A 17317-nucleotide genomic window follows, 5' to 3' on the forward strand; every position below is an offset into this window, starting at 1 on the left:
GGCCTCATCTGACGGCTGGCCTCATCTGACGGCTGGCCTCATCTGACGGCTGGCCTCATCTGACGGCTGGCCTCATCTGACGGCCGGCCCATCCGACGGCCTGCCGCGGCATCCGACTCAGCGCGCGAACCAGCCCCGTAGCGATCGCGTCACGAACGGCAGCACCCAGTACGTCATGATCGGGGTGAGCACGACGGTCGTGGCGAGCACGCGCAGCCAGATGGGCAGAGCATCCCAGCCGGGAATCGGGCTCATGGCATAGGTGAACGCGAGGTTCAGCGGGAAGAAGCCGAGCCAGATCGAGATCGCCTGCTTCCACCGCGGCGGCGCGGGCACGACGGCGACGGTGGTGGTGCCGCCCTCGGTGGTCGGCAGGGTGATCGTTCCGGTGGTGGGCTCGTCGAACCAGCCCTCGATCCCGGTGCGGCGCTTCGAGCGCTCGCTGCGCACGAACCCCTCGCCCATCGACAGCCACCACGCGCGCTCGCCGGACTTCTCCCAGGCGACGAGCGACTCCTCGTTCGCGAAGCGGTAGAGCATGTGCCAGATCTGGGAGTGCTCGCCGGCGCGCACCCACCCGGATCCGAGGAATCCCGGATACTTCGTGGCCAGGTTCACCCCGGTCTGCACCCAGACCGTCGCCTCGGTGATGCGCTCGGGGTCGACCTCGCGGCGGATGGACACGGTGATGGGTTCGGACACGGTGCAGTCCTCGTGACGGGCGTCCCGGGTCGCGGGCTGCCGAAGCGGGTGCGCCAGGGTCGCGGCGCACCCTCGATTCTATTTCGGCTGCCGGGGTGCTCCGACCGGAAAAGGAGAACCCCCGCCGACCCGATTCGGCGGGGGTCTCGCGGCGTGGGCGCCGCGACGGGAGTCAGAGTGCTCACCGTGCGCGGGTGACGTGACTACCGATCCGGTCTGAGTCTGCTGCCCCCGCACCTGCAGTTGTAATCGACGGAGGTGGCCGGATGGTGAACGGGGCGCGAACATCGCCGCAAACGGAGCCGGTGCGCTCGAGCATCCATTTACAAGGATGTCCTAGTAAATGATCGGATGCCGCAGTAAACTCCCAATGTGCCAACGACGGCACGGAGGGATGTCACACAATGACTCGTACTATCCCGCACTTCGTGGGCGGATCGCTTCTCACCCCGGACACGGGTCGCTTCGCGGACGTGTTCGATCCCAGCACCGGTGCCGTACAGGCGCGTGTACCGCTCGCCTCGACCGATGAGGTGCAGAGCGTGATCGCCAACGCGGAAGAAGCCCAGATCGCCTGGGGCGCGACGAACCCGCAGAAGCGCGCCCGCGTGCTGCTCCGCTTCCTCGATCTGGCGCAGCGCGAGATGCAGTCGCTCGCCGAGCTCCTCGCCAGCGAGCACGGCAAGACCGTCGACGACGCCAAGGGCGACATCCAGCGCGGCCTCGAGGTCATCGAGTTCGCCGCGGGCGCCCCGCATCTCCTGAAGGGCGAGTACTCCACGGGTGCCGGCACCGGCATCGACGTCTACTCGATGCGCCAGCCGCTCGGAGTCGTCGCGGCGATCACCCCGTTCAACTTCCCCGCCATGATCCCGCTCTGGAAGGCAGGCCCCGCGCTCGCCGCCGGGAACGCGGTCGTGCTCAAGCCGAGCGAGCGCGACCCCTCGGTCCCCGTGCGCATCGCCGAGCTGTTCCTGGAGGCGGGGCTCCCCGCCGGCGTGCTCAACGTCGTGCACGGCGACAAGGAGGCCGTCGACGCGCTGCTGACCGACGACCGCATCCGCGCCGTCGGCTTCGTCGGATCCACGCCGATCGCCGAGTACATCTATTCCACCGCCGCGGCGCACGGCAAGCGCGCGCAGTGCTTCGGCGGCGCCAAGAACCACATGATCGTGATGCCGGATGCCGACCTCGACCAGGCCGTCGACGCGCTCATCGGCGCCGGTTACGGCTCGGCGGGGGAGCGCTGCATGGCGATCTCGGTCGCGGTGCCCGTCGGACAGGAGACCGCCGACGCTCTGGCGGCGAAGCTGCTGGAGCGCATCGCGAAGCTGCGGATCGGTCCTTCTCTCGCGAAGGACGTCGACTACGGTCCCCTCGTCACCCGCGCCGCCGTCGAGCGGGTGGTCGGCTACATCCAGCAGGGTGTCGACGAGGGTGCGACGCTTCTCGCCGACGGACGCGGCTTCACGGTCGAGGGCCACGAGGAGGGCTTCTACCTCGGCCCGACGCTGTTCGACCACGTCACGACCGACATGGCGATCTATCGCGAGGAGATCTTCGGACCGGTGCTCGTGATCGCGCGAGCCGCCGACTACGAAGAGGCGCTGCGCATGGCGTCGGAGCACGAGTACGGCAACGGCGTCGCGATCTTCACCCGCGACGGCGATGCGGCGCGCGACTTCGCCGCCCGCGTCGAGGTCGGAATGGTCGGAGTGAACGTGCCGATCCCGGTCCCGATCGCGTATTACACGTTCGGCGGCTGGAAGCGCAGCGGCTTCGGCGACCTCAACCAGCACGGCACCGACGCGTTCCGCTTCTACACGAAGACCAAGACCGTCACGAGCCGCTGGCCCTCGGGGATCAAGGACGGCGCCAGCTTCGTCATCCCCACCATGCACTGATCCCCCTTCGACAAGCTCAGGGACCCAGAAGGAACAACGATGACTATGACCACCGTCACCACCACTGCCGAAGAGCGCGAAGCCATCCTCGACGCGGTCCGGGAGTTCGCCGACACCGAGCTCGCGCCGTACGCGGCGGAGCGCGACGAGAAGCACATCTTCCCGCGTGAGTCGCTGAACAAGGCGGGCGAGCTCGGCCTCGGCGGCATCTACGTCAGCGAGGAGTTCGGCGGCTCCGGGCTGAGCCGCGGCGACACCGTGGCGATCTTCGAAGAGCTCGCCAAGGGCGACCCCGCCGTCGCCGCCTACATCTCGATCCACAACATGGTCGTCTGGATGATCGACACCTACGGCGACGACGCCCAGCGCGGAGCGTGGCTGCCCCAGCTGACCGCCATGCAGGAATTCGGCGGCTACTGCCTCACCGAGCCGGGTGCCGGATCGGATGCCGCCAACATCGCGACCAGCGCCGTGCGCGACGGCGACGACTACGTACTCACCGGGGTGAAGCAGTTCATCTCCGGAGCAGGTGAGGCCGCGGTGTACGTCGTCATGGCCCGCACGGGTGAGCCGGGCGCCCGCGGCATCAGCGCCTTCCTGGTCGCCGGGGACGCCGAGGGCCTGAGCTTCGGCGCGCCCGAGAAGAAGATGGGCTGGCACGCCCAGCCCACGCGTCAGGTGATCCTCGACGGCGTGCGGGTTCCGGCATCCGCCCTGCTGGGTGACGAGGGTCGAGGCTTCGCCATCGCGATGTCGGCGCTCAACGGCGGCCGGCTCAACATCGCCGCCTGCTCGCTGGGCGGAGCGCAGTGGGCGCTCGACCGGGCCGTGCAGTACGTGCACGAACGGGTCGCGTTCGGTGAGCCGCTCGCCGAGAAGCAGTCGATCATGTTCGCCGTCGCCGACATGCGCACCGACCTCCAGGCCGCGCGTCTGATGGTGCGCGACGGGGCTCAGGCGGTCGACGAGCAGGCACCCGACGCCACCATGCGCTGTGCGATGGCCAAGCGCTTCGCGACGGATGCCGGGTTCGACGTCGCGAACCGGGCGCTGCAGCTGCACGGCGGCTACGGCTACCTGCAGGACTACGGCATCGAGAGGGTCGTGCGCGACCTGCGCGTGCATCAGATCTTGGAAGGCACGAACGAGATCATGCGCCTGATCGTCGGACGCGAGATGCTGCGGCCCGCCGGGTCGGCATCCCTCCAGCGGAACGGCGGAGACCTCCAGCGGAGTGCGTCATGAGCGAGTCGAAGGGCGTCGTCGCCTTCCTGGGGCTCGGCCACATGGGCCTGCCGATGGCCAAGAACCTCGTCACCGCCGGTCACGAGGTGCACGGCTTCGACCTCGCCCCCGCGGCGATCGAAGCGGCGCAGGCGGCAGGCATCGCGGTCGCCGCGAGCGGAGCGGATGCCGTCGCCGAGGCCGACGTCGTCATCACGATGTTCCCCGCCGGGAAGCACGTGATCGAGGCCTATCGGACCGAGCTGCTCGCCGCGGCGCGGCCGGGGACGCTGTTCATCGAGTCGTCCACGATCGCGGTCGACGAGGCGCGGGCCGCGCACGCGCTTGCGCTCGCCGCCGGTCACCGCAACATCGACGCCCCCGTGTCGGGCGGAGTGGTCGGTGCCGAGAACGGCACGCTGGCATTCATGGTCGGCGGATCCGACGACGACTTCGCCGCGGCCCTTCCGCTGCTCGAGGTCATGGGGAAGCGCATCGTGCACTGCGGCGGCCCGGGCCTCGGCCAGGCCGCGAAGGTCTGCAACAACATGGTCCTGGCGGTGTCGCAGATCGCCGTCGCCGAGGCGTTCGTGCTGGGGGAGCGGCTCGGACTCGAGCACCAGGCGCTGTTCGACGTCGTGTCGCAGGCGTCCGGCCAGTGCTGGTCGATCACGACGAACTGCCCCGTGCCGGGGCCGGTGCCGACGAGCCCGGCCAACCGCGACTATCAGCCGGGGTTCGCGGGTGCGCTGATGGCCAAGGACCTGGGGCTCGCGCTGCAGGCGATCGAGCAGACCTCGACGGATGCGCAGATGGGGCGGCTCGCGCAGCAGATCTACGCGACGTTCCGCCGCGGGGGAGGGCGCCACCCACGACTTCTCCGGCGTAATCACCGACATCCGCGGCGACCGCGTCTAGCTCCAGCGCCTTTCGAATCGCGCAAATGGGGACGAATCGGTTCCGGAACACCCCGGTTGCGCGATTCGAAAGCCAGAGTGGAGCCACGACAATCACGACCGAGAGGGCGACATGACCGAGTACGAGACGATCCTGGTGGAGCAGCGGGGACGCGTCGGGTGGATCACCCTGAACCGTCCCGAGGCGCTCAACGCCCTGAACAGCCGCCTGGCGGAGGAGCTCACCGCGGCGGCCGCGGCCTTCGATCAGGACGAGGGAGTCGGCGCGATCGTGGTGACCGGCTCCGAGAAGGCGTTCGCCGCGGGTGCCGACATCAAGGAGATGGAGGACATGACGGGTGCGCAGATGCTCGAGACCGACCACTTCGGTGTCTGGCACGAGTTCGCGGCGGTGCGCACCCCGGTGATCGCTGCCGTCTCCGGGTTCGCCCTGGGCGGCGGATGCGAGCTGGCGATGATGTGCGACATCATCCTCGCGTCCGACACCGCGAAGTTCGGGCAGCCCGAGATCAACCTCGGCGTGATCCCCGGCATGGGCGGCACGCAGCGTCTCATCCGCGCCGTCGGCTACTACAAGGCCGCCGAGCTGGTGCTCTCCGGACGGTTCATGGGAGCGGAGGAGGCCGAGCGCTCCGGTCTCGTCTCGCGCGTGGTTCCGGCATCCGATCTCCTGGCCGAGACCGAGAAGCTCGCCTCGACCATCGCCTCGAAGTCCCTGCCCTCGGTCTATGCAGCGAAGGCGGCGCTCGATGCCGCGATGGAGACCACTCTCGCCGAGGGGCTGGCGCACGAGAAGCAGGCGTTCGCGTCGCTGTTCGACACGGTCGACCAGAAGGAGGGCATGTCCGCCTTCCGCGAGAAGCGCGCTCCCGAGTTCCGGAACCGCTGATCGCGGTGAACAACTCCTCCAGAACGCGTCAGGATCAGGCCACGAGGCCTTCCGCGCGCGCTCTGGCGACCGTTCTTGCGGAGTTGTTCACGACCTCAGCCGCGGAGACCGTCGACGATCTTCGCGATGCGGCGCTCACGCGTCGCGTCCTGCTTGGCGTCGGCCACGGTCCGCGCGTGCTCCTTGCGCACCGAGTAGCTCAGCGCGTCGAACGCAGCGCGTACCGTCGGATCGGCGTCCAAAGCGGCGGCGAGCTCGTCGGGCACATCGACCGTCCGCTCTGCGGCGTCGAGGCGGATCACGGCGTCGATCTCCTGGTCGAGCTAGAGGCCCATCTCGGTGCGGGCGGCCCTGCTGAACCCGATCATGTTCTCGCCACCCATGCGGGAGAGACGCAGCCGGGCGGTACGGCCGCCGATCGTGACCGCGACCGGGAAGGACTTCCCGGCACCGAACGACGCGACCTGCTCATCGGTGAGGAAAATCGCCGCAGCGGGAGGACGACCGACGAGCACGGTGTGCAGTCTCAGTTCACTCATGACGACAGGGTACGCCCGCGGTTCTCGAGTTCGGCGGCGATGGTCTCATTCCGTTCCGCGATGAGCCGGCGCATGTACCGGCGCATCACGACGGCGTCCACGATGCGACCGAGCGGACCCAGCGGCGAGCGGAAGGTGACGGTGTCGCGCATCAGCGTGCCGACCGGATGCTCCGCGAACCGGTGCTCGTGCAGATACGCACCGAACGGGCCGGAGACCTGCCGATCCGAGAACGCGCGCGGCGGATCGATGTCGAACACCACCGACCGCAGCCGGAACGGGATGCCGAAGTGGCGGGCGCGCCATGTCGCCGTCGTGCCCTCGGTGAAGACGCCCCCCGCGGGCGCCTCGACCATCGTCTCGCCGTACCGCGCCATCGACCTCACGTGGAGCTCGGGATCGAGGGATGCGGCGAAGACCTCGGACGGGGGAGCCGCGATGATCGTCTCCAGCACGAAGCGGGCCACGTCAGAGTGCTTCGGGTTGGGGGCGGGGGTCGGTGAAGTCGCCGGCGTCCTTGCGCATCCTCGCCACGATCGCGACGAGCTCCGCCGCGTCCTCCGGGCTCAGCCCCGGCTGGGCGAAGACTTCGGCGTTGAGTGCGCTGGTCGCCCGCTCCACGAGGTCGCGACCGGCGTCGGTCAGGGCGAGAAGGGCCGCGCGGCCGTCGTACGGGTGCGGTTCGCGCACGACCAGGCCGTCGCGCACGAGACGCTCGGCCGTGCTCGTCACGGTCGTCGCGTGCACCTGGAGTCGGGCGACCACGCTCGACAGGGGCAGGCTCCCCGCGCGGCTGAAGGCCAGCAGACGCAGCACCTCGTAGCGGGCGAAGCTCAGGGCGAACGGCTTGAGGGCGGCGTCGACGCGGGCGAGCAGCAGCTGCTGGGCCCGCATGACCGAGGTGACGACGGTCATGCCGTCGGCGGCATCCGTCCATCCGTGCGCGACCCACTGCCGCTTCGCCTCGGCGAGCGGATCCACGGGGAGCGGGCGGGGTCGGGTCACGTCTCTACGGTACCTGCGCGGCGTCGGAGAGCAGGCGCGGCGCGCGACGGCTCGAGCGTCGACCGGGGTGGCGCTCAGTCGCAAGCAGTGTGGGACTCAGTATCGCGGACTAGAATTGCAGCAGTCGTGAGGAGCATTCGATGAAGATCTTCGTCCTGGTCAAAGAGGTGCCTGACACCTATGGCGATCGCAAGCTGAATCTCGAGACGGGCCTCGCCGATCGGGCAGCCGGCGACCTCGTGCTCGACGAGATCACCGAGCGTGCGCTCGAGGTCGCGCTGAGCCACGCCGACAAGAACGAGGGCACCGAGGTGGTGGCTCTCTCGATGGCTCCGGCGGGGTCGACGGCCTCGGTGCGCCGGGCGCTCGCGATCGGCGCCGGGTCTGCCGTGCATATCGCCGACGAAGAGCTCACCGGGGCCGACCTCGGCCTCACGGCCGAGGTGCTGGCTGCGGCCATCCGCCGCGGCTCACCGGATCTGGTCATCACCGGCAACCTGTCGACCGACGGCTCGGGCGGCGTCATCCCCGCCATGCTCGCCGAGCACCTGGGGTTCGCCCAGGCCACGGCCCTGAGCACGGTCGAGATCACCGCCGACGGCGTCTCCGGAACGCGTAGTGCGGATGCCGGAGGCCAGCCGGTCTCCGCTTCTCTCCCCGCCGTGATCTCCATCACCGAGGCGATGCCCGACGCGCGGTTCCCGAACTTCAAGGGCATCATGGCGGCGAAGAAGAAGCCGCTCGAGGTGCTGTCGCTCGCCGACCTCGGCGTCTCGGCCGATCCGGGCGCCGCTCCGCGCACGATCATGACCGCCGTGTCGGAGAAGCCGCCGCGCGCGGCCGGAGTGAAGATCACGGACGAGGGCGACGCCGCCGAGAAGCTCGTCGAGTACCTCGTGCAGAACAGGCTGGTGTGACATGACCTACCCCGAGAACCCCATCCTCGTGCTCGTCGACATCGACCCGTCGGGCAACGTCGCGAGCAGCACCGCAGGGCTCATCGGCGCGGCGTCGACCGTGGGGGCACCCGTGGCGCTCCTCGTCGGCGGCGGCCCGGATGCTGCGACCCAGGCCGCTGCGGCCGGCGCTGCCGTGGTGCTCACCGCCGAGGGCGACGCGACCGCGCTCACGGTGCCGATCGTCGATGCGTTGCAGGCCGCCGCCGAGCAGGTGCACCCGGATGCCGTGCTCATCTCGAACTCGATCGCCGGCCGTGATGTCGCCGGTCGATTCGCGGTGCGCACGAAGAGTGCGCTCGCCGTGGATGCGGTCGGAGTCTCCCGCGACGACGAGGGCATCGTCGCGCACCACTCGGTGTACGGCGGCTCCTACCTCGTCGACGCGGCGGCCACGTTCGGCACACTGGTGATCACGGTGCGCCAGGGCGCCGTCGATGCCCGGGCCGAGGCGGTGGCGTCGCCGACGGTCGAGGCGCTGTCGGTCACGGCATCCGGTGCGGTGGCGGCGACCGCCGGCCCTGTCGAAGCGGTCGAGGTCGCCTCGTCGCGTCCTGAGCTGAGGGGTGCGACCCGGGTCGTCTCCGGTGGGCGGGGGTTGGCCTCGAAAGAGAAGTTCGTGCTCGTCGAGCAGCTCGCCGACGTGCTCGGGGCTGCCATCGGTGCCTCGCGCGCGGCAGTGGATGCCGGCTACGTGCCACAGTCGTACCAGGTCGGACAGACCGGAGTCTCGGTCTCGCCGCAGCTGTATGTCGCTCTCGGCATATCCGGTGCCATCCAGCACCGCGCGGGTATGCAGACGTCGAAGACCATCGTCGCGATCAACAAGGACGGCGAGGCGCCGATCTTCGACGTCGCCGACTTCGGCATCGTCGGCGACCTGTTCACCGTCGTGCCGCAGATCGTCGCCGCGCTCGAGGCGCGGAAGAAGTAGTCATGGCCCTTCGTCAGGCTGAGGGACCGCTCCGGCTGCGCCGCGGGCTGCCGCGCGTGCCCGGTGGCGACTCGTGGCCTCCGGCGGACGCCGTGGTGCCCGTCGATGACACTGACGGAGGAGTCGCGGGGGACGTCTCGGTCTCGGCCGATGCCGCGTCGGTCGATCCCGTGACCGCCGACACGCCAGATGTCGGACGTTCAGCAGCATCCGGTCCGACATCTGGCGTGTCGGCCCCCGATCTGAAGGCCGAGGTCGACGCGACCGAGAGTGGTGCGCCCCAGCCCGTACCGGGTGCCACGGCATCCGGTGTCGCAGCATCCGCCATCCGTCGTGGCCTGCCTCGTGTCGTCGGAGGTGAGCCTTGGCCGCCCGCCGGCGCCGCGTCCACGGGTGCCGTGACGTCCGAACGGGTGGCCGACACGCCAGATGTCGGACGTTCGGCAGCATCCGGTCCGACATCTGGCGTGTCGGCCACCGAAGTGTCGTCGTCCGACCCGACGAACCCTGCACTGCGTGCCGCGGCCCCGACGTCGACCGCGGCCCCGACGTCGACCGCGACCCCGACGTCGATCGCGGCCCCGACGGAGAGCGGGACGGCCGTTCGTCGCGGGCTTCCGCGTGTGACCGGCGGCGAGCCGTGGCCACCAGCGGGAACGACGCCGGCGGTGACATCGTCGGCGCGCCCCCCGGGGACCGGATCGGCAATCCAGGCGGATGCCGTGTCGTCGGCGGCCGACACCGCGACTGCGGCCCTCGAGCCCGCGGTCACACCGGCCGCGCCCACGGCTGCGCCGATCGAGCCCGCGACCGCATCGGCCGAGCTCGCCCCGGCCGCTGCGGCCGCCCCCGCCTCGATCCTCGCCGCCGACCTCGACACCCCGCTGCCGTGGACCCGCACCGTCTGGAACGGTCGTGCGCCGCGCCATGTCACCGCCGCCCCGGCATCCGCTCGCCGTCTGCCCACCTGGCCGCAGGCGATCACCGGTCTGCTGGCCGCCGCGGCCCTCGGGATCGTCGCCGGCGCCGCCATCGCCTTCGTCCGGGCACTCCTCAGCCTCCCCTTCATGCAGGATTTCCTCGCTGCCTTCCCGGGACACTACGTCCCGGGCCATCGCGGTCGAACCCGGTTTCGCTCCGTGGATCGGGTGGCAGCACTTCTTCAACATGTTCCTGATCGTGCTGATCATCCGGTCGGGTCTGCGCGTGCGCACCGAGAAGCGGCCGACCGTGTTCTGGACTCCGCGAGGCAAGGCGAAGGGCAAGATCAGCCTGACGCTGTGGTTCCACCAGGCGCTCGACCTGCTCTGGATCATCAACGGCGTGATCTTCGTGGTGCTGCTCTTCGTGACCGGGCATTGGGTGCGCATCGTGCCGACGAGCTGGGAGGTGTTCCCGAACGCACTCTCCGCTGCGCTCCAGTACGTCTCGTTCGACTGGCCGCACGAGAACGGCTGGAACAACTACAACAGCCTGCAGCAGCTCGCCTACTTCACGACCGTCTTCATCGCGGCGCCGCTGGCGGTGGCGACCGGATTCCGGATGTCGGGGCTGTGGCCCAAGAGCGCCGAGCGGCTGTCGAAGGCGTACCCGGTCGAGTGGGCCCGGGCGCTGCACTTCCCGATCATGCTGTACTTCGTGGCGTTCATCATCGCGCACGTCGCGCTGGTGATGCTGACCGGGTTCCTGCGCAACCTCAACCACATGTACGCCGCGCAGGATGCCGTCAGCTGGACCGGCTTCTGGGTGTTCATCGCATCGCTGGTGGTGCTCGCCGCGGGCTGGTTCGCGGCTCGACCGCTCGTGCTCGCGCCGATCGCGAAGGTGTTCGGCAAGGTCTCCGGGCGCTGACCCGGCCACCGGGAAGGTCATCATGCCAGAGGCATTCATCGTCGACGCGGTCCGGTCGCCGGTCGGCAGACGCGGCGGCTCGCTGGCCGGCATCCATCCCGCCGATCTGGGTGCGCACAGTCTGCGGGCCCTCGTCGACCGGGTCGGCGTCGATCCCGGCGCCGTGGACGATGTCATCCTCGGCACGATCGACGCGATCGGAGGGCAGGCCGGAAACGTCGCCCGGACCGCCCTGCTCGTCGCGGGGTTCCCCGAGCACGTGCCGGGCGTCACCATCGACCGTCAGTGCGGGTCGAGCCAGCAGGCCGTGCACTTCGCCGCGCAGGCCGTGATGAGCGGCACGGCCGACCTCGTGATCGCCGGCGGGCTGCAGAGCATGTCGCAGGTGCCGCTCACGGCATCGGCCACCGTCGGCGAGCAGTTCGGATTCACGACGCCGCTCGCCGAATCGCCGGGGTGGCAGGCGCGCTATGGCGACCAGGAGATCTCGCAGTTCGCCGGCGCCGAACTGATCGCCGAGAAGTGGGGCATCAGCCGCGAGCAGATGGAGCAGTTCGCGCTGGAGAGCCACCGGCGTGCGGCCGTCGCACAAGACGAGGGCCGCTTCGCGGGCGAGATCGCCCCGCTCGCCGGACTCGACCACGACGAAGGCGTGCGACGCGACACCTCCCTCGAGCGCATGGCCGGGCTGCAGCCGCTACGACCCGGCGGCCGGATCACCGCCGCGGTCTCCTCGCAGATCAGCGACGCGTCCAGCGCGGTGCTGGTCGCGAGCGAACGAGCGGTGCGTGAACACGGGCTGACTCCGCGGGCCCGCGTGCACCACCTGACCGTGCGTGGCGACAGCCCGGTGCTGATGCTGAGCGCACCGATCCCGGCGACGCGTCGGGCACTCGAGCGCACCGGCCTGACCGTCGACGACATCGACCTGTTCGAGGTCAACGAGGCGTTCGCGTCGGTCGTGCTCGCGTGGATGCAGGAGGTCGGCGCTCCGCACGACAGGGTCAACGTCAACGGCGGTGCCATCGCGCTCGGGCATCCGATCGGCGCCACCGGCACGCGACTGATGGCCACTCTGCTCGCCGAGCTCGAGCGCACCGGCGGACGCTACGGCCTGCAGGTGATGTGCGAGGGCGGCGGCGTCGCGAACGTCACGATCCTCGAGCGCCTCTGACGAGGCGACTCGCGGGTCAGCGGACGAAGCGGACTTCGGTCAGCGTCTCGCCGAGGAACGGCTCGGTGTGCGTGGCGCCGTCGAGCGTGAAGCCGTTGCGCGTGTAGAAGCGGTGCGCGCGGGGGTTGTCCTCCGCGACCCAGAGGTACACCGACTCGTCCTGCTCCACGGCGGCGTCGAACAGCTTCTGGCCGATGCCGGTGCCGTGCAGCGCGTCGAGCAGGTAGATGAAGTACAGCTCGCGGAGTGCCGGAGCATCCTTGTCGCGGGCCGGGCCCGAGCCGACGAAGCCGACGATCTCGCGGTCGACCAGCGCCGCGCTCATCTTGAACTCGGGGCCCTGAGCAGCCCAGTGCGTCCACAGCTCGGCCATGCGTCGGGGCGACACCTTCTCGAGCGCAGCCTTGCTGATCAGGTGGTCGTAGGTCTCGTGCCAGCACTGGGCGTGCACGCGACCGAGGGCTTCCGCATCCACATCACGGACCGGACGGACGATGACTTCGGGCTGGGCTTCGGCGCTCATGCCGTGACTCTACGCGCGGCATCCGCTATCAGGAAATCGAGAGGATGCCGTGCGAGGCGACGCTCCGACGGCTGGAGGATTCGCACAATGAAGTTCCCGGAACGTTCGTCGATGGCTACGATCGATCCTCGTGAATGTGATCTGGCGCACCCTCCTGGTGATCCTCCGTGCGCGTCGCCGCGTGCGACGCGGCAAGACCCTCGATCCGACGGCGGTCGGCACCATCCGATTGACGACTTTGCCGACCGACATCGACATCCTCCGGCACATGAACAACGGGCGCTACCTGTCGCTGTTCGACCTCGGGCGCTGGGATCTGCTGATCCGTACCGGGCTGTTCGGCGCGATGAAGGACCAGGGCTGGTACGCGGTCGTCTCCAGCGAGACGATCACGTTCCGCAAGTCGCTGGAGCTGTGGCAGAACTTCGAGGTGCAGTCGCGGTTCATCGGCCACGATGACAAGGCACTCTTCATGGAGCACCGGGCCGTGGTCGACGGCGAGGTCTACGCGCGGGCTATCGTGCGGGCGCGGATGCTGCGCCGTACCGGCGGCACCGTCAGCAACGAGGAGCTGTTCGCCGCGGTCGGCAAGCCCGAGGGCGTGCCGGAGATCGACCCGTGGGTGCATGACTGGGCCGCGGCATCCGCTCTTCCGCCCGTGCGGGCGAAGGCGCCGAGCGTCTGGTCGTAGATCGACTCCAGGCCCTGGCAGCCGAGCGGCTGAGCGCGCGCGCTTGCGTTCGCGCGCGGGAAGCGGTGCTGGCCGCACGGCATACGTATTCCATAAGAAATGGAATTCTTTTCTCGTAATGTGACAAGAAGACCGGGGTGCCGGAACCTCCTCTCAGTACTCTGGGCGAAACATACGGGCATCGCTGCCCGCCAGACCCCGTCGGAGAAGACGGGCGGAGGAGGAGCAAGTGGCAGTCATCGGCATCGTGCGAGAGCCTGCGGGCGAAGCACGGGTCTCGGCCACCCCGGCGACGATCGCGTCGCTGCGGAAGCTGGGCCACACGGTCAGCGTGGAGCGGGGAGCGGGCGCAGCAGCGTCCTACCCGGATTCGGAGTACGAGACGGCGGGCGCGACGCTCGTCGACCGGGCAGGGGCATGGGGGAGCGAGATCGTCCTCGCGATCACGGCGCCGGATGCCGCGGAGATCGCCCTGCTCGCAGACGGGGCCACGCTCATCGCGCTGCTGTCCCCGGCACTCCGCCCCGAACTCGTCGAGTCGCTCGCGCAGCGGGGGATCACGGCGCTCGCCCTCGACGCGGTGCCGCGCATCTCGCGCGCGCAGTCGATGGACGTGCTCAGCTCGATGGCGAACATCGCGGGCTACCGCGCGGTCGTCGAGGCCGCGCACGAATTCGGACGCTTCTTCACCGGACAGGTCACCGCCGCGGGCAAGGTGCCGCCGGCGAAGGTGCTCGTCGCCGGAGCCGGAGTCGCCGGTCTCGCCGCGATCGGCGCCGCATCCAGCCTGGGTGCGATCGTACGCGCGACCGATCCGCGTCCCGAGGTCGCCGACCAGGTCTCCTCGATCGGCGGGACCTATCTGGCGGTGGACGTGGCAGTCGCGGCATCCGCCGACGGCTACGCGAAGGCGACGAGCGAGGACTACAACCGCCGCGCCGCGGAGATCTACACCGAGCAGGCGGCCGACGTCGACATCATCATCACGACGGCGCTGATCCCGGGTCGCGCGGCACCGCGTCTGATCACGGCATCCGATGTCTCGCGCATGAAGCCGGGCAGTGTCATCGTCGACATGGCGGCGGGCCAGGGCGGCAACGTCGAGGGCTCGGTCGCCGGCCAGCGGGTCGTGACCGACAACGGTGTGATCATCCTCGGCTACACCGACCTCGCCTCGCGCCTCGCTGCGCAGGCCTCGCAGCTGTACGGCACGAACCTCGCCAACCTCGTGGCGCTGCTGACGCCCGGGAAGGACGGGCAGCTGGTCATCGACTTCGACGACGTCGTGCAGCGGTCGGTCACGGTGGTCCGCGACGGCGAGGTCACCTGGCCGCCGCCCGCGGTGCAGGTCGCGGCGGCTCCCGTGGCGAAGGCCGCTGCGGCGCCGACCGAGATCGCGGCACCGACCACGATGTCGACCGGCCGCAAGGTCGGGCTCATCGTCGCGGGCATCGCGGCGCTGTTCGCGGTGAACGCGTTCGCTCCGGCACCGCTGCCCCAGCACTTCACGGTGCTGGTGCTCTCGGTCGTGATCGGGTTCTACGTGATCGGCAAGGTGCACCACGCGCTGCACACGCCTCTGATGTCGGTGACGAACGCCATCTCCGGTGTGATCGTCGTCGGCGCGATGCTGCAGGTCACCTCGCCGCTCCCCGTGGTGCAAGTGCTCGCCGCGGTCGCGGTGCTGCTGGCATCCATCAACATCTTCGGCGGATTCGCGGTCACCCGCCGAATGCTCGCCATGTTCACACTCGGGAATTCGACGAAGGGTGGTCACAAGTGACCGTCGACGCGCTCGCGGGTGCGGCGTACATCGTCGCGGCCCTGCTGTTCATCCTGAGCCTCGCCGGTCTCAGTCGCCACGAATCCGCCCGATCCGGCGTGATCTACGGCATCTCCGGCATGACGATCGCGCTCGTTGCGACCGTCGCCCTGACCGTGGCGGATGCCTGGACGACGGGGGCCTTCCTCGGTCTCGGCCTGCTCGTGGCGGCGGTCGTCGTCGGCGCCGCGATCGGACTCTGGCGGGCGCGCTCGGTCGAGATGACCGGGATGCCGGAACTCATCGCCCTGCTTCACAGCTTCGTCGGTCTCGCCGCCGTGCTGGTGGGCTGGAACGGCTACCTCGCGCATCCGGAGATCGCTCCGGCGCTCTTCGGAATTCACAATGCGGAGGTGTTCATCGGTGTCTTCATCGGTGGCGTGACCTTCACCGGGTCGATCGTCGCGTACTTGAAGCTGTCGGCGAAGATGTCGTCGAAGCCGCTGATGCTGCCGGGCAAGAACATCCTCAACATCGGGGCGCTCGTCGCGTTCGTGGCGCTGACGGTCTGGTTCGTGAACGACCAGCAGCTCGGCCTGCTGATCGGCGTGACCCTGCTGGCCTTCGCGCTCGGCTGGCACCTGGTCGCCTCGATCGGCGGCGGCGACATGCCCGTGGTCGTGTCGATGCTGAACAGCTACTCGGGGTGGGCGGCTGCTGCGGCCGGCTTCCTGCTCAACAACGACCTGCTGATCGTGACGGGTGCGCTCGTCGGCTCGTCGGGTGCCTACCTCTCCTACGTCATGTGCAAGGCGATGAACCGCTCGTTCCTGTCGGTGATCGCCGGTGGCTTCGGCATCGTCGCGCCGTCCGCGTCAGACGAGGAATACGGCGAGCACCGCGAGATCACCGCCGAGGGTGCGGCCGAGATGCTGACCGCGGCGAAGTCCGTCGTGATCACGCCCGGGTACGGGATGGCGGTCGCACAGGCGCAGTATCCGGTCGCTGACCTCGTGCGTCGGCTGCGGGAGCGGGGCGTGGACGTGCGCTTCGGCATCCATCCTGTCGCCGGCCGACTGCCCGGACACATGAACGTGCTGCTCGCCGAGGCGAAGGTTCCGTACGACATCGTGCTCAGCATGGACGAGATCAACGATGACCTGGCCGCGACGACCGTCGTGCTGGTGATCGGCGCGAACGACACCGTGAATCCCGCCGCCGCCGAGGATCCGTCGAGCCCGATCGCCGGGATGCCGGTGCTCAAGGTGTGGGAGGCCGAGAACGTCATCGTCTTCAAGCGCTCGATGGCCGCGGGATATGCGGGCGTGCAGAATCCGCTGTTCTTCCGCGACAACGCCTCGATGCTGTTCGGTGACGCGAAGCAGAAGGTGGAGGACATCATCGCAGCGCTGTGAGGCGCCGCCTCCCGACAGGGGTGGCGTCCGGCCGGCAGGGCGTGCGCCTGCGAAGGACGAGTGCGCCTGAAAAGGTCGGGTTTCCGGAATCCGGCCTTGCCAGGCGCATTCTTCCTTGCCGGGTGCACCTGTGTGCGCCGTCTGACGAGCACGCGGCGGGCCCGCGCACCCCAGGTGGGTAGACGCGGGCCCATCGGCAGAAGTCCTTCAGTCCGCGGAGGTCCGTGTCCGCTGATGCTCCGGCGGATCAGGATTGATGAGCGGGACTGCGGGGGGAAGGTCGAGTTCCGCGAGTACCCGTCCCGCCGCGCGCCATTTATCCGCATACTCGGCGGGAAGCGGGTGCTCCGGAGTCTCCTCCAGGTCGCGTAGCCTCTCACCGAGGAGGGCATCACTGATCTCTGCGAGGAGCGAGCGCAGCGACTCTGTTCTCCAATTCGCGCCGATGTATTCCGCATTCGGGACGGGAGCGAGTTCGGTCGTGTACGCGCTTGCAAAGCAGTCAGCGGCCTCAGCCCGCAAGTACGGACTCTTGATCGTGGCGTACCAGCGTCGAAGGAACTCGTCGCAAGGCCCCTCGTCTTGGAGCCAGCGCTCGTCGTCACTGAGCAAGCGGCGACGGATGCCGTCAGGCGTGAGTTCTGCAGCGGCCTCGAGGGCGCCTTCGAACTGTCCGTCGTAGACGAGGTCAGCTAGTCGTGATTCCGTCATTTGATCCATCCGTTGCTGATGTCGCCGCTTTTGCTGGTGCGAACCACGATCGTCTGTCCCCGGTGAACCCAGGTGAAGTCGATGTGGTCCCTTGCGGTCGAACGGGTTCCGTTTGCCACA

General features: G+C 69.2%; 18 protein-coding genes and 1 pseudogene. 11 read left to right on the top strand and 8 right to left on the bottom strand.

The window, feature by feature from the left end; all coding sequences use genetic code 11:
* Positions 1 to 117: 117 nt before the first annotated feature.
* On the bottom strand, positions 118 to 702 hold the full coding sequence (locus QFZ21_RS15875) for an antibiotic biosynthesis monooxygenase (protein WP_307379475.1): 585 nt from the start codon (positions 700 to 702) through the stop codon (positions 118 to 120).
* Positions 703 to 1106: 404 nt separating this feature from the next.
* On the opposite strand from QFZ21_RS15875, the gene QFZ21_RS15880 reads away from it, so the two are divergent.
* The 4 genes and pseudogenes from QFZ21_RS15880 (at position 1107) to QFZ21_RS15895 (ending at position 5636) form a co-directional block, all read left to right on the top strand.
* Positions 1107 to 2606: a CoA-acylating methylmalonate-semialdehyde dehydrogenase gene (locus QFZ21_RS15880; RefSeq protein WP_307379478.1), complete on the top strand. Its 1500-nt coding sequence runs from the start codon at positions 1107 to 1109 to the stop codon at positions 2604 to 2606.
* A gap of 39 nt (positions 2607 to 2645) precedes the next feature.
* Positions 2646 to 3851 carry an acyl-CoA dehydrogenase family protein gene (locus QFZ21_RS15885; RefSeq protein WP_307379480.1) on the top strand — a complete coding sequence of 402 codons (1206 nt, stop codon included), beginning with the start codon at positions 2646 to 2648 and terminating at the stop codon, positions 3849 to 3851.
* Positions 3848 to 4748: pseudogene (mmsB, locus tag QFZ21_RS15890) on the top strand (3-hydroxyisobutyrate dehydrogenase). The gene QFZ21_RS15885 and the pseudogene mmsB overlap by 4 nt, the downstream one beginning before the upstream one ends.
* Before the next feature lie 111 nt (positions 4749 to 4859).
* Entirely contained in the window at positions 4860 to 5636 is a 777-nt protein-coding gene (locus tag QFZ21_RS15895) for an enoyl-CoA hydratase-related protein (RefSeq protein ID WP_307379483.1), read from the top strand.
* Between the two features lie 95 nt (positions 5637 to 5731).
* Here the strand turns inward: QFZ21_RS15895 and QFZ21_RS15900 are convergent, their stop codons facing one another.
* From QFZ21_RS15900 to QFZ21_RS15915, 4 genes are read right to left on the bottom strand one after another with little or no spacing between them, the layout of a single operon-like run.
* Entirely contained in the window at positions 5732 to 5938 is a 207-nt protein-coding gene (locus QFZ21_RS15900) for a YdeI/OmpD-associated family protein (protein ID WP_307379485.1), read from the bottom strand.
* 21 nt (positions 5939 to 5959) lie between these two features.
* Entirely contained in the window at positions 5960 to 6175 is a 216-nt protein-coding gene (locus QFZ21_RS15905) for a DUF1905 domain-containing protein (protein ID WP_307379486.1), read from the bottom strand.
* Entirely contained in the window at positions 6172 to 6642 is a 471-nt protein-coding gene (locus QFZ21_RS15910) for an SRPBCC family protein (protein ID WP_307379489.1), read from the bottom strand. The genes QFZ21_RS15905 and QFZ21_RS15910 overlap by 4 nt, the downstream gene beginning before the upstream one ends.
* A 1-nt stretch (position 6643) precedes the next feature.
* Complete coding sequence (locus QFZ21_RS15915; protein WP_307379491.1) at positions 6644 to 7180, bottom strand: MarR family winged helix-turn-helix transcriptional regulator; 537 nt, start codon at positions 7178 to 7180, stop codon at positions 6644 to 6646.
* A 140-nt stretch (positions 7181 to 7320) separates the two neighbouring features.
* Here QFZ21_RS15915 and QFZ21_RS15920 point away from each other — a divergent pair, with 140 nt between their 5' ends.
* Positions 7321 to 8097: an electron transfer flavoprotein subunit beta/FixA family protein gene (locus QFZ21_RS15920; RefSeq protein ID WP_307379493.1), complete on the top strand. Its 777-nt coding sequence runs from the start codon at positions 7321 to 7323 to the stop codon at positions 8095 to 8097.
* A gap of 1 nt (position 8098) precedes the next feature.
* Positions 8099 to 9070: an electron transfer flavoprotein subunit alpha/FixB family protein gene (locus tag QFZ21_RS15925; RefSeq protein WP_307379495.1), complete on the top strand. Its 972-nt coding sequence runs from the start codon at positions 8099 to 8101 to the stop codon at positions 9068 to 9070.
* Between the two features lie 13 nt (positions 9071 to 9083).
* Here the strand turns inward: QFZ21_RS15925 and QFZ21_RS15930 are convergent, their stop codons facing one another.
* Positions 9084 to 10139 (bottom strand): hypothetical protein, encoded by a 1056-nt coding sequence (locus QFZ21_RS15930; RefSeq protein WP_307379497.1) that lies wholly within the window; start codon positions 10137 to 10139, stop codon positions 9084 to 9086.
* A 98-nt stretch (positions 10140 to 10237) separates the two neighbouring features.
* Here QFZ21_RS15930 and QFZ21_RS15935 point away from each other — a divergent pair, with 98 nt between their 5' ends.
* Both QFZ21_RS15935 and QFZ21_RS15940 read left to right on the top strand, forming a co-directional pair.
* A complete protein-coding gene (locus tag QFZ21_RS15935) occupies positions 10238 to 10921 on the top strand; it encodes a cytochrome b/b6 domain-containing protein (RefSeq protein ID WP_307379499.1) in 684 nt (227 codons plus the stop codon).
* A gap of 22 nt (positions 10922 to 10943) precedes the next feature.
* Positions 10944 to 12095, top strand: coding sequence for an acetyl-CoA C-acetyltransferase (locus QFZ21_RS15940; protein WP_307379501.1), 1152 nt, complete (start codon positions 10944 to 10946; stop codon positions 12093 to 12095).
* Between the two features lie 16 nt (positions 12096 to 12111).
* Here QFZ21_RS15940 and QFZ21_RS15945 read toward each other — a convergent pair whose 3' ends face one another.
* Complete coding sequence (locus QFZ21_RS15945; protein ID WP_307379505.1) at positions 12112 to 12618, bottom strand: GNAT family N-acetyltransferase; 507 nt, start codon at positions 12616 to 12618, stop codon at positions 12112 to 12114.
* Between the two features lie 130 nt (positions 12619 to 12748).
* On the opposite strand from QFZ21_RS15945, the gene QFZ21_RS15950 reads away from it, so the two are divergent.
* The 3 genes from QFZ21_RS15950 to pntB all read left to right on the top strand — a co-directional run bounded on the left by QFZ21_RS15950 (position 12749) and on the right by pntB (position 16486).
* The gene (locus tag QFZ21_RS15950) at positions 12749 to 13309 is read left to right on the top strand and encodes an acyl-CoA thioesterase (protein WP_307379507.1); all 561 of its coding nucleotides are present in this window, start codon (positions 12749 to 12751) and stop codon (positions 13307 to 13309) included.
* A 229-nt stretch (positions 13310 to 13538) separates the two neighbouring features.
* Positions 13539 to 15092 carry a Re/Si-specific NAD(P)(+) transhydrogenase subunit alpha gene (locus tag QFZ21_RS15955; protein ID WP_307379510.1) on the top strand — a complete coding sequence of 518 codons (1554 nt, stop codon included), beginning with the start codon at positions 13539 to 13541 and terminating at the stop codon, positions 15090 to 15092.
* Complete coding sequence (gene pntB, locus QFZ21_RS15960; protein WP_307379513.1) at positions 15089 to 16486, top strand: Re/Si-specific NAD(P)(+) transhydrogenase subunit beta; 1398 nt, start codon at positions 15089 to 15091, stop codon at positions 16484 to 16486. Before QFZ21_RS15955 ends, pntB begins: the two co-directional genes overlap by 4 nt.
* Positions 16487 to 16693: 207 nt before the next feature.
* On the opposite strand, the gene QFZ21_RS15965 is transcribed toward pntB, so the two are convergent.
* Positions 16694 to 17197, bottom strand: coding sequence for a hypothetical protein (locus tag QFZ21_RS15965; protein WP_307379516.1), 504 nt, complete (start codon positions 17195 to 17197; stop codon positions 16694 to 16696).
* Between the last annotated feature and the right edge of the window lie 120 nt (positions 17198 to 17317).

This window comes from Microbacterium sp. W4I20 (assembly GCF_030816505.1).
GTDB lineage: Bacteria > Actinomycetota > Actinomycetes > Actinomycetales > Microbacteriaceae > Microbacterium.

Coding starts and splice junctions, on each gene's coding strand:
- QFZ21_RS15920 (WP_307379493.1), top strand. CDS start 7,321: ATGAAGATCTTCGTCCTGGTCAAAGAGGTGCCTGACACCTATGGCGAT.
- QFZ21_RS15965 (WP_307379516.1), bottom strand. CDS start 17,197: ATGACGGAATCACGACTAGCTGACCTCGTCTACGACGGACAGTTCGAA.
- QFZ21_RS15945 (WP_307379505.1), bottom strand. CDS start 12,618: ATGAGCGCCGAAGCCCAGCCCGAAGTCATCGTCCGTCCGGTCCGTGAT.
- QFZ21_RS15895 (WP_307379483.1), top strand. CDS start 4,860: ATGACCGAGTACGAGACGATCCTGGTGGAGCAGCGGGGACGCGTCGGG.
- QFZ21_RS15880 (WP_307379478.1), top strand. CDS start 1,107: ATGACTCGTACTATCCCGCACTTCGTGGGCGGATCGCTTCTCACCCCG.
- QFZ21_RS15930 (WP_307379497.1), bottom strand. CDS start 10,139: ATGAAGGGGAGGCTGAGGAGTGCCCGGACGAAGGCGATGGCGGCGCCG.
- QFZ21_RS15925 (WP_307379495.1), top strand. CDS start 8,099: ATGACCTACCCCGAGAACCCCATCCTCGTGCTCGTCGACATCGACCCG.
- QFZ21_RS15935 (WP_307379499.1), top strand. CDS start 10,238: ATGTTCCTGATCGTGCTGATCATCCGGTCGGGTCTGCGCGTGCGCACC.
- QFZ21_RS15885 (WP_307379480.1), top strand. CDS start 2,646: ATGACTATGACCACCGTCACCACCACTGCCGAAGAGCGCGAAGCCATC.
- QFZ21_RS15905 (WP_307379486.1), bottom strand. CDS start 6,175: ATGAGTGAACTGAGACTGCACACCGTGCTCGTCGGTCGTCCTCCCGCT.
- QFZ21_RS15940 (WP_307379501.1), top strand. CDS start 10,944: ATGCCAGAGGCATTCATCGTCGACGCGGTCCGGTCGCCGGTCGGCAGA.